We start from the raw sequence: 11,306 nt of genomic DNA on the forward strand, positions 1-11,306 counted from the left end.
AGTCGAGTTTCAATACCATATGTTCAGTTACTAACAAACAAGGAAATCCATATGAAACGTTTTCTTCCCTCTTCCGTTATGTTAACCCCCTTTGTCGTCAAGCATTATGATCAACAAGATAGTGATCAACTTGAAGATGATCATCATAAAGAGCCCAACGACAATGACACAAAAGAGAACGAAGAATCGAGCTAAAAGCTCAGACATTAGTTTATAATCCACTCATTAAATAACTTTACAACCCATTTTTTGACGTTATTATCGCGACGCAAACGTTTCCCCAACCCGTACAATACTAAATAATGAGGGTTTTATGCTGCCTGATATTGAAATTTGCCGCGCCACTTCATTAACCTCCATAGAGGCTATCGCTAACAAAGCAGGATTCACCGCCAGCGAATTCCACAGCCAAGGCCGCTTTAAGGCGAAAATTTCATTAAGTTGCCTTGAACGTTTGCAAACACAAACGGTTGGAAAGTTAATCCTTGTGACTGCCATTACCCCAACGCCATTAGGGGAAGGAAAAACCGTCACGACCATAGGCCTATCACAAGGAATGGCAAAATTGGGTCATTCGGTGATGGCATGTATTCGTCAACCCTCAATGGGACCAATCTTTGGTGTTAAGGGCGGAGCCGCTGGCGGCGGTTATTCACAAGTGGCACCAATGGAAGAGCTCAATTTGCATCTCACTGGCGATATCCACGCCGTAACAGCCGCGCATAACCTTGCGGCAGCGGCGATAGATGCCCGGATCTATCACGAACAGCGCCTTGGTTATGACGATTTCGAGCAGCGCACCGCAATGAAAGCACTGCGTATCGACCCGAATAATGTGGTTTGGAAGCGAGTGATGGATCACAACGATCGCGCACTGCGCATGGTCACCGTGGGCCGAAATGAAACGGATAAATCAATCAATGGCTTTGAACGTGAAGACGGTTTTGATATTTCAGCGGCTTCTGAGCTGATGGCGATTCTTGCATTAGCCAAAAACTTAAACGTTCTGCGTCAACGGATTGGGCGGATTGTCGTCGCCTATAGTCACCATGGTACACCGATTACCACCGAAGATTTACAAGTCGCTGGGGCGATGGCTGTCAGTATGAAAGAGGCGATTGAACCTACATTAATGCAAACGTTAGAAGGCGTACCGACACTGATTCACGCCGGGCCTTTTGCCAATATCGCGCACGGTAACTCTTCTATTATCGCTGATGACATCGCCACAAGGTTAGCCGAATTTACTGTAACAGAAGGCGGCTTTGGCTCTGATATGGGATTTGAAAAGGCGTGCAATATTAAAGCCGCGACATCTGGGAAAGCGCCAGATTGCGCCGTTATCGTCACCACACTTCGCGGCTTAAAAGCGAACTCTGGTCTGTATGAATTGCGTCCCGGCCAACCAGTTCCCGACACTCTATTTCAGCCAGACCATGCCGCGCTGGTGTCCGGTTTTGAAAATCTCAAATGGCATATTGAGAATGTGAGTAAGTATGGAATACCCGCCGTGGTTGCCATTAACCGCTTTCCACAAGACAGCCAAGAAGAGCTTGAGCAGCTCACAATGATGATTCACGCACTACCCTACCAGGTTGAGGTTGCACTGAGTGAAGGTTTTGCTCTTGGAGGAGAAGGGACGACTGAGCTTGCTTCCAAAGTCATTAAGCAGTGTCAAAAAGTGAGTACGTTCACACCGTTATACCAAGCACAGCAGACGATCGAAGATAAGATCAACGCCGTAGCGAAAAAGGGCTATGGCGCGGCAAGCGTCACTTTTAGTGATAAAGCACGACGTCAAATGCACAACATGCAAGAGCAAGGTTACGGGAAGCTTGCTGTCTGTTTGGCGAAGACGCCGCTTTCAATTTCAACCAACGCTGCGATTAAAGGCGCACCAAAAGGTTTTGATGTACCGATCCGCGAATTAAAGCTCTGTGCGGGTGCTGGCTTTATCTATGCGCTATGCGGCAACGTGATGACCATGCCGGGTCTTCCTGAAAAACCCGCCTTCATGTATTTAGACATTGATTCTAAAGGAAATATTATCGGCCTAACCTGATATTATTGTTCGAAATTAACCTTTATGAGCGCAAATCTTCGGGCTCATAAAGGCTTTCTTCACGCTATTTGTTTTCTTTCTCTGTAATTTTTTGCGCTTTTCACCGTTCTTTACCAGTATCAATAAAAAATAAGTAAGGTCGGTTATGAAACGTTTTACTCCCTTTATATTCTCAATAGCGCTTATTGTGCCTATTCTGTTTTCGCTATTTAGCCAAGCAGAAACTCAGTCTAAAACCATGCCCAGCATTGGTAATCAGCAAATCGCGACATTAGCTGGGGGCTGTTTTTGGTGTACAGAATCTGATCTTGAAAAACTCAACGGTGTCATTAGCGTTGTTTCTGGTTATGCGGGTGGCAGCCTTGAAAATCCAACCTATAAACAAGTCTCATCAGGAAAATCGGGCCACATTGAAGTGATTCAAGTGACCTTTGATCCGCAAGTTGTCAGCTACGAAAATGTATTGGATCATTTTTTCCGCCACATTGATCCAACGGATGATCAAGGCTCGTTTGTTGATAGAGGCCCACCGTATCGGCCTGCCATTTTTTATCACAACAGTGAACAGAAGCAGACCGCGCAGCGCTTTATGCAAGAAATCGATGCGCTAGGGATCTTCAAAAAGCCGCTCAAAACAGAGCTGATTCAATACAGCCAATTTTGGCCTGCTGAAGAGTACCACCAAGACTTTTATAAAAAGAGCAAAGTACGTTACACCTACTATCGTCATGCTTCCGGACGTGACCAATATCTTGATACCATCTTCGGTAAAGACCGTAATGAGCATCCAAAAACCTTACGTCAATTGCTCGAAGCGCAAAAAATGCAAAACAACGTTAAGGTATACACCAAACCTTCTAATGAAAAGATACGCGCCAAATTGACTGATTTGCAATATTACGTGACGCAAGAAGAAGGTACTGAACGCGCATTTAACAATGAGTATTGGGATAACAAAGCCGATGGTATTTATGTCGATGTGGTCAGCGGAGAGCCATTATTCTCTTCTACCGACAAATACCGTTCTGGTACAGGCTGGCCCAGTTTTACTCGGCCAATTAATGAAGCGTATATTGCGACCAAAAGCGATTCTCGGCTTTTTTATACCAGAACCGAAGTGCGCAGCCGTTTTGCAGATTCTCACCTAGGTCATGTCTTTGAGGATGGACCAGCACCAACCGGCTTACGCTACTGCATGAACTCTGCCGCGATGCGATTTGTACCAAAAGAGGCGATGCAAGCTGAAGGCTATGGCGAGTACTTGGTTCTGTTTAAATAAAATTTGGCTCTGTTTCAATAAAGAGTGCGTGGTAAAACGAAAAAGCCCTCGGCTTCACTTGCGAGGGCTTTTTTAGTTGATCAACATTAATCGATGGACTCAACTGAGATTCGATTAATGTAAACCATGGAAAAATTCGGCGCGGGTGGCAGGGTTAGATTTAAAAATACCGCCTAATGCTGTGGTGGTCGTTTCACTGGTCGCATCCATGACACCACGTGACTTAACGCAGTAATGAGTGGCATCAATGGTGACCGCGACATCGTCCGAACCGAGTAAGGTTTGCAAAGCCACCAGAATCTGCTGTGTCATTCGCTCTTGAACTTGGGGGCGCTGAGCAAAAAAACGTACAATACGGTTAATCTTAGAAAGACCAATTATCTTGCCTCTTGGGATATACGCCACCGCAGCTTTACCATCGATAGTCACTAGATGATGCTCACAGGTGCTGGTCACGGTAATCTCTTTTACGCGCACCATTTCACTGACGTTCATCTTGTTTTCGATCACAGTAATTTTGGGGAAGTTTTGATAATCGAGGCCAGAAAACACTTCATCCACATACATTTTCGCAATTCGATGGGGCGTCTCTTCTAAACTGTCGTCGGTCAGGTCAAGACCGAGTAGTGTGAGGATCTCACGCATATGGTGTTCGATTTTTTCTTTCTTTTCTTCACGAGTAACCTCATTTGGACGCATAGGCGTTTCCAAACCTCGGCTCTCTAGCGCATCTTTGACCAACTTTGCTGATTCGCTAAGACCTAGCATTCCGATTCCTCTTACTTTTTACCCCTTTCGGATGGCAGACAAGGATACTCGGAATTTTGAATAATTACATCCATATTTTAAGGATGGTCATTATTGCCCGTAAGCAATGTATGATAAAGTCCTCGCAAAGAAAAAAGCTATAGGAACCGACCATGGGCTGTTGTGATTCACCGGGCTTAATGCCTATCGAACAAGCGTTAGAGACAATGCTAGCGAATATCAAACCCATCCAAACGACGCTGAAACTACCGCTAGCCGACGCGTTAGGCTATGTGTTGGCTGAAGAGTTACTCTCACCCATTTTTGTGCCGCCTTTCGATAACTCAGCGATGGATGGATACGCTATTCGATTAGCTGATCTGCAACAGTCAACCACCCTGCCGCTGGCTGGCAAATCTTTTGCCGGTCTTCCATTTGAAGGGCCGTGGCCAGCCAACAGTTGCGTGCGAATTATGACTGGCGCGAAAATTCCAGCTGGTTGCGACGCGGTGATCATGCAAGAGCAAACGACCGAAAACGAAAATGGTATCTGCTTTCTACAGCCGAATGCAAAGCCTCAGCAAAATATTCGCCCCACTGGTGATGACATCAAACAAGGCGATGTAGTGCTACATAAAGGGGCTCGCTTGACTTCGCGTGATATCCCAATGATTGCCACACTCGGCATCAGCCATGTGACCGTTTTTCGTAAACCCAAAGTGGCCTTTTTCTCAACTGGAGATGAGCTAAAACCACTCGGTGAACCTCTTGCTGAGGGGCAAATCTATGACAGCAATCGTTATGGCATTAAACCATTAATTGAGAATTTTGGTTGTGAAGCGATTGATCTTGGGATCATTGCTGATTGCCCTGCCACTTTAAAAGCTACCTTTGATAAAGCTCAACATTTGGCCGATGTGGTTATTACTTCTGGCGGCGTAAGTGTAGGCGAAGCTGACTATACCAAAGATATTTTGCAAGAACTCGGAGAAATCGGTTTTTGGAAACTGGCAATAAAACCGGGCAAACCGTTTGCATTTGGAACATTAGATCATGCTTGGTTCTGTGGCTTACCTGGCAACCCCGTTTCAGCCGTATTAACCCTATACGTCTTGGTGCAACCTATGCTGGCTAAATTGGCTGGACACACTCACTGGAAAGCACCGGAGTCCATTCCAGCCATCACTAAAAATGCCTTTAAAAAATCACCGGGCCGTACTGACTATCAACGCGGTATTTACACAATTGAAAATGGCCAGTTTGTTGTTGAAACTACCGGAAACCAAAGTTCGGGGGCATTTCGTTCGATGAGTCTCGCCAACTGTTTTGTGGTGTTAGAACAAGATCGTGGCCGAGTGGAAGTGGGCGAAACCGTCAATATCCAACTTTTTAATCCCAGCTTGTATTAAGGATCACTATGGAGATCCTATCTGATCAAGAGCTACTGCGTTACAACCGACAAATCATTCTCAAACAGTTTGATTTTGAAGGACAAGAAGCACTTAAACAAAGCTCTATTTTAATTCTTGGCGCAGGAGGATTGGGCTGCGCTGCAAGCCAATACCTTGCCACGGCAGGTGTTGGTTCACTCACGCTCATCGATGATGATGTGGTTGAGCTCTCTAATTTACAGCGCCAAGTGCTGCATAGTGATGCCGATATTGGACGTAAAAAAGTAGACTCAGCGGCAGAGTCACTGCGTATGCTTAACCCGTATTTAACGGTAAATACCGTTGATCAACGCCTTGAAGATGCACAATTGAAAGCATTAATTGAACAGCATTCTTTGGTGCTGGATGCATCAGATAACCTTGATACTCGTAACCAATTGAATAAACTCTGCTTTCAAACTAAAACACCACTGGTATCTGGTGCTGCGATTCGTATGGAAGGGCAAGTCAGCGTGTTTATGTATCAACACCCAGACGAGCCCTGTTACCAATGTTTAAGCGCTCTTTTTGGTAGTAACGTACTCACTTGTGTCGAAGCGGGCGTAATGGCCCCTGTCGTCGGGATTATTGGCGCGGTACAAGCGATGGAAGCGATCAAAGTGATCGCCCAATATGGGCAGGTAAAACAAGGCAAAATTTTGATATTGGACGCTCTTTCAATGACGTGGAGAGAAATGAACTTAATCAAACTCGCTCACTGCCAGACTTGCCAGTAAATGAACGGCAAAGACTCAATAATATCTTTCTCGTTCGTCCACCGCATCAGCCCACACAATAGGAGAGTTAAACTCATGTCACCACTCGTCTCCCCCCAATGGCTAGCACAAAAGTTAGGCGACCCGCGCACCGTTATTCTTGATTGCAGTATTGAATTCCAAATTCCCAGTGAAACTGAGAAAGATACTCTGCATAACATTCCCGGCGCTCGCCGCTTTGATTATGATGGTGAATTTTGTGACCTACAATCGCCACTACCTCATATGATGCCTAGTGAAGAGCGCTTTAATCAATTAGGACAATCGATCGGTTTAAACCACGATTCGATCGTCGTTGTCTATGACAATAGCGGAACGTTTGCATCACCGAGGGCATGGTGGATGCTCAAAGCGATGGGACATGCGTCGGTATACGTTCTTGATGGTGGATTAACCGAATGGAAACGCCAAGGTTTACCCGTTGTAAAAGAGTACACACACGCCTTTAGACACGGAAACTTCCATGGCACGCTCGATCCTCGCTATTTTGTGAACGCAGACTATGTGCTTGCACAAATAGAGAACCCAGAGAGCTTAACTGTTGATGCACGTTCACAAGCCCGTTTTTTGGGTCAAGTGAAAGAACCAAGAGAAGGCGTACGTAGCGGCCATATTCCTCACTCTATTTGCTTACCTTTTACAGAGTTGATGAATGGGCATAAGCTTAAATCACCGCAAGATCTACAACCTATTATTCAAGCAACGCTGACTGCTGGAAAAGAGCAATACATTTTCAGTTGTGGCTCAGGCGTAACCGCCTGCATTGTGCTGCTGGCTGCGCAAATTTGCGGCTACGAAAAACTGTGCGTTTACGATGGTTCGTGGACAGAATGGGGGCAGCGCACTGAGCTGCCTATTGAGCTTTAGTCTCTGAATCAAATCCCCACCATTGTGGGGATTTGATCATGTTTTACAAAGCGTGCTATTTCAACTCATCAGCCATTGCTTTGATCAATTCACCTGAAGGATCACCTGAAAGTTCCCATGTAAAAATTCCCCCTAGCTTCGCTGATTTTGCCCATTTGGCTTTGGCGCGCACTGAACGTTCATCTTCATACGAGATAAATACTTTCTTTTCTGCATTCCATAAATATGGTGCTTGCGATTCTTGATCGTAACCATATTGATACCCTTGTGCCGCGCGATAATTTTTCATCAAATCCCAGAACATGAAATAGCCATTTTCACCGGTCCCAAACGGCGCTCCCTGCTCAGACACAAGATCAGCCGTAGGCAAACCACCCTCATAATCTTGAGTGCCTTGCCAACCACGTCCATAAAACGCCGCGCCAATAACCAATTTCTCGCTTGGTATACCCAATTCGATCATTTGATTGATAAACACATCGGCTCCCATTCCCCACCAACTGCGATCCGTCGCATGTAAATTGGTTAAATGGCCCGTTTGCGTTCCCCAACCACCCAGAAAATCATAAGTCATCGCAAACATATTGGTTAAATAAGGGGATACGGCGGGCCAATCTATCTGAGCCGCTTTCGCTCCAACACCAACAGCAGTAGAAAGTTCATAGTGGCGAGCCGTCTTTTTACTCAACGCATCCAAATCAGCACGTAATGTTTTCATCAGCTCGGTATAGGCCTGTTTTTCTGCTTCTTTTTGTTCGTCGGTTAATTTCGTATCCGGATTCCAAGGCGAAGTAGTTAAACCGCCACCACCCGGATATTCCCAATCGATATCGATACCGTCAAAAAAGGCGTACTGCTCTATAAGTTCAACCGCTGTTTTGGAAAAATGCTTGATCGTAGCAGGATCTTTTATCATTGCGTGGAACGGTTCAGACATTGTCCAGCCGCCAAATGAAGGCAGAATCTTAAGCGTCGGATAGTCTTTCTTCATTTGTGCAAGTTGAGCGAAGTGACCTTTGTAAGGAACTGGTACATTGACTGCGCCAAACTCTTTTTCTAGTGCGGATTTAGTATCAACAACAATCGCACTAAATGGTGCTTTTCCTTCACATTGCTTAGCGATTTGCTTTTGTACGGTTTCACTGGCTCCAGAATGGGGGCCACACATACTCAAAAAGGCGTAAATAACATGAGTCAAGTTCTCTGCTGGAATATCTTTAACTGTGTAGGGGTTTTGCTCATTTTCATATTGCCAATCAGCAAAGTAGCCCGCCACGACGGGTTTGGTTGTCTCTGCGGTGGCGTTAAATGACGCAACAACGAGAAGGGCGATCATCAACTTGTTCATAAGTTTCTCCTTGGGTTTGCGTCAATACAGCAGAGAAATATATTTTAAGTTTCAAAATAATCAGCCAATGCGAGCCAAACTCAGATCTTAAAATCACGTTACAGTTATTGCAGATTAATTTATGAGCCTAAATTCACTAACCTGAATCCACTAACCAATGACGGTTTGTATCTGCTCATCTAAATTCAATACCGTTAACGCGTTGCTTACGCTGGTGGCAATCACATCAATTGCACCGGTGCGTAGCGCCCCAAGCAGCGCTAAAGGTTTGCTGTTTTCAGCCGCGATAGCGATCACCTCAGCAATCGGTCGAAATTCGTCAATCCCTAAGCCAATCACACGATCGCTCATCACCGTATTGGCAGCTTTACCGTGGATATCAAAAAAATCATAACCAGCGAAATCCCCTACCACACCTTGCTGTAAACGCGACTGCACCACTTCATCGGCGGTAAACCAACCGAGGTCGACCATGTAGCTGTTTTCACTCATATCCCCAATACCCACTAACGCAATGTCTGCCTTACGTGCTAAATCTAAGGTTTGTTTGACGGTTGCATTTTGCATAAACGCTAATTTTTGTTCGCGATTTTCAGCATAGGCAGGCGCATAAAGCGTTTCAGAGCTTCCACCGTATTTTTTGGCCAGTTGCCGACAGATATGATCCGCATTAAACATCCCACCTCTTGGGTGAATGCCACCAATACTACAGACAAACTTACACTCTCGCGGTGTGATCACGCCAATATGACGCGCAACGGCCGATACATTTCGGCCTTGACCAACGGTCACAACCATGCCGTTTTTTAGCGTACTGGTCAGGTAACTGGAAACCAACCCCGCCACTTGTTGGCGCTGCAACTCTTCGCTAGGTTGGTCAAGTGCAACCAGCGCACGTTTGACGCCAAAGCGTTCAATCAGTCGCTGCTCAATTTTGGCACTAAAAACAGGGTGATATTTCACCGTAATTTCGACAATCCCTTCATCGCGTGCCTGTTTAAGCATTCGTCCTACTTTGGCTCGTGAAAGAGAAAACTTTTTCGAAATCTCTTCTTGAGTTGCACCATCTTGGTAATAAGCCACTGAAATTTCAGTTAATAAGTCAGTATTTTCGATAGAAATATCTTGATTGGGAGTGGTCATACGGGATCTCATGGTCAATATTGTGCGCAGAATAACGACAATTGAGCATTTGCTCATTGACCTAGCATAGGTTAAGCCTCATTTACTTTGCAACATTTGCTCACGGAAATTACATTTTCTCACTCTAATCAATGCACAGTAACGTTCGCTTTCAACCCTTGATAAATCTAAGCAAACGTTTATTTATCAGCACTTAGATTAATTCACAAAAAAATAGTTGATTGATATCACTATAACCTCAGAACAGCGATTGACTTTCCCAGTGGATAAGATAAATATGGCTACATCATTTACTCAACGATCGAGCAAATGTTCAACGCAAATGTTCGGTCGCTGGAAATAATTGAGTTAGCTTTTCTGGCATGTGTAAGACATGACTATGTGATTGCTAACCCGCTTGCAAATGCCCAGCAAACTCAAAATCTGGCTTGGCCCAAAGAAATAGGATGATCGATATGAGCAATAAATTAGAGCAACTTCGTAAAATGACGACTGTTGTTGCTGACACTGGTGAAATTGACGCAATCAAAAAATACCAACCAGAAGATGCGACCACTAACCCATCTCTCATTCTTAAAGCGGCTCAAATTGCAGAATACGCGCCACTGATTGATGCTTCTATCGCATACGCAAAAACACAGAGCTCAGACAAGGCTCAACAAGTTCAAGATACTTGTGACATGCTTGCTGTCAATATCGGTAAAGAGATCCTAAAAACGATTCCGGGCCGTATTTCTACCGAGGTCGATGCTCGCCTCTCTTATGATATGGAAGGTAGCGTGACAAAAGCGCGCCAACTGATCAAAATGTACAACGATGCTGGCATTACTAACGACCGTATTTTGATCAAGCTGGCTTCAACCTGGGAAGGTATTCGCGCAGCAGAGATCCTTGAAAAAGAAGGCATCAACTGTAACCTGACTCTATTATTCTCCTTTGCTCAAGCACGCGCGTGTGCAGAAGCAGGCGTATTCCTGATTTCTCCATTCGTCGGCCGCATTATGGATTGGTATAAAGCCAAAGAAGGCCGTGATTTTGCACCGCAAGAAGATCCTGGTGTATTGTCCGTGACTGCTATTTACAATTACTACAAAGAGCATGGCTACAAGACAGTCGTGATGGGCGCAAGCTTCCGTAATATTGGTGAAATTTTAGAGCTAGCAGGCTGTGATCGTTTGACTATTGCCCCTTCTTTACTGGCAGAACTCGAAGCAGCTGAAGGTGAAGTGGTTGAAAAACTGGTTGACTCTCAAGGTAACAAAGAACGCCCTTCAGCAATGACCCATGCAGAGTTCCTATGGGAACATAACCAAGACCCAATGGCCGTAGAAAAATTAGCGGAAGGCATCCGTAACTTTGCCATTGACCAAGGCAAACTTGAAGTCATGATTGCAGCCAAGTTGTAATCCACTTACGAATTAAAATTTGGGGAACGATTAACGTTCCCCTTTCCTTTCTAACTCTATTATTTGTCGGTAATTATTATGGAACGTAAACAATTAGCCAATGCCATCCGTGCTCTTAGTATGGACGGTGTTCAACAAGCTAACTCTGGTCACCCTGGTGCACCGATGGGTATGGCGGATATCGCTGAAGTGCTTTGGCGTAGCCACTTAAACCATAACCCACAAAACCCACAATGGGCTGACCGCGA

The 11,306-nt window shown here is 45.1% G+C and carries 11 protein-coding genes; 8 read left to right on the forward strand and 3 right to left on the reverse strand.

The features are described from left to right. The first annotated feature begins 51 nt into the window (after positions 1–51). The 3 genes from AACQ42_RS07005 (at position 52) to msrB (ending at position 3,341) form a co-directional block, all read left to right on the forward strand. Complete coding sequence (locus tag AACQ42_RS07005; RefSeq protein WP_013867835.1) at positions 52–195, forward strand: hypothetical protein; 144 nt, start codon at positions 52–54, stop codon at positions 193–195. A gap of 118 nt (positions 196–313) precedes the next feature. Beyond that, the gene (locus tag AACQ42_RS07010; RefSeq protein WP_094164976.1) at positions 314–2,062 is read left to right on the forward strand and encodes a formate--tetrahydrofolate ligase; all 1,749 of its coding nucleotides are present in this window, start codon (positions 314–316) and stop codon (positions 2,060–2,062) included. A gap of 145 nt (positions 2,063–2,207) precedes the next feature. Next, positions 2,208–3,341, forward strand: coding sequence for a peptide-methionine (R)-S-oxide reductase MsrB (msrB, locus tag AACQ42_RS07015; RefSeq protein WP_094164978.1), 1,134 nt, complete (start codon positions 2,208–2,210; stop codon positions 3,339–3,341). A gap of 114 nt (positions 3,342–3,455) precedes the next feature. On the opposite strand, the gene folE is transcribed toward msrB, so the two are convergent. Then, positions 3,456–4,109, reverse strand: a complete 654-nt coding sequence (folE, locus tag AACQ42_RS07020) for a GTP cyclohydrolase I FolE (protein ID WP_013867838.1) — start codon at positions 4,107–4,109, stop codon at positions 3,456–3,458. Positions 4,110–4,261: 152 nt separating this feature from the next. Between folE and moeA the strand changes: the two genes are divergently transcribed. The 3 genes from moeA to AACQ42_RS07035 all read left to right on the forward strand — a co-directional run bounded on the left by moeA (position 4,262) and on the right by AACQ42_RS07035 (position 7,161). After that, positions 4,262–5,497, forward strand: a complete 1,236-nt coding sequence (moeA, locus tag AACQ42_RS07025) for a molybdopterin molybdotransferase MoeA (RefSeq protein ID WP_013867839.1) — start codon at positions 4,262–4,264, stop codon at positions 5,495–5,497. 8 nt (positions 5,498–5,505) lie between these two features. After that, positions 5,506–6,255, forward strand: a complete 750-nt coding sequence (gene moeB / locus AACQ42_RS07030) for a molybdopterin-synthase adenylyltransferase MoeB (RefSeq protein ID WP_017046935.1) — start codon at positions 5,506–5,508, stop codon at positions 6,253–6,255. A 75-nt stretch (positions 6,256–6,330) separates the two neighbouring features. Beyond that, on the forward strand, positions 6,331–7,161 hold the full coding sequence (locus AACQ42_RS07035; RefSeq protein ID WP_176429639.1) for a sulfurtransferase: 831 nt from the start codon (positions 6,331–6,333) through the stop codon (positions 7,159–7,161). A 55-nt stretch (positions 7,162–7,216) separates the two neighbouring features. Here AACQ42_RS07035 and AACQ42_RS07040 read toward each other — a convergent pair whose 3' ends face one another. Both AACQ42_RS07040 and AACQ42_RS07045 read right to left on the reverse strand, forming a co-directional pair. Next, on the reverse strand, positions 7,217–8,497 hold the full coding sequence (locus AACQ42_RS07040) for a glycoside hydrolase family 18 protein (RefSeq protein ID WP_441351189.1): 1,281 nt from the start codon (positions 8,495–8,497) through the stop codon (positions 7,217–7,219). A 162-nt stretch (positions 8,498–8,659) separates the two neighbouring features. Beyond that, entirely contained in the window at positions 8,660–9,652 is a 993-nt protein-coding gene (locus AACQ42_RS07045) for a sugar-binding transcriptional regulator (protein ID WP_094164984.1), read from the reverse strand. A 455-nt stretch (positions 9,653–10,107) separates the two neighbouring features. On the opposite strand from AACQ42_RS07045, the gene tal reads away from it, so the two are divergent. Together tal and AACQ42_RS07055 are read left to right on the forward strand one after the other, a co-directional pair. Further along, positions 10,108–11,058 (forward strand): transaldolase, encoded by a 951-nt coding sequence (gene tal, locus AACQ42_RS07050; RefSeq protein WP_094164986.1) that lies wholly within the window; start codon positions 10,108–10,110, stop codon positions 11,056–11,058. Positions 11,059–11,136: 78 nt separating this feature from the next. After that, the coding region (locus AACQ42_RS07055; RefSeq protein ID WP_141138100.1) for a hypothetical protein at positions 11,137–11,306 on the forward strand (170 nt) is incomplete at its 3' end.

The organism is Vibrio sp. V12_P9A6T4, from assembly GCF_963874835.1.
Lineage (GTDB): Bacteria > Pseudomonadota > Gammaproteobacteria > Enterobacterales > Vibrionaceae > Vibrio > Vibrio anguillarum.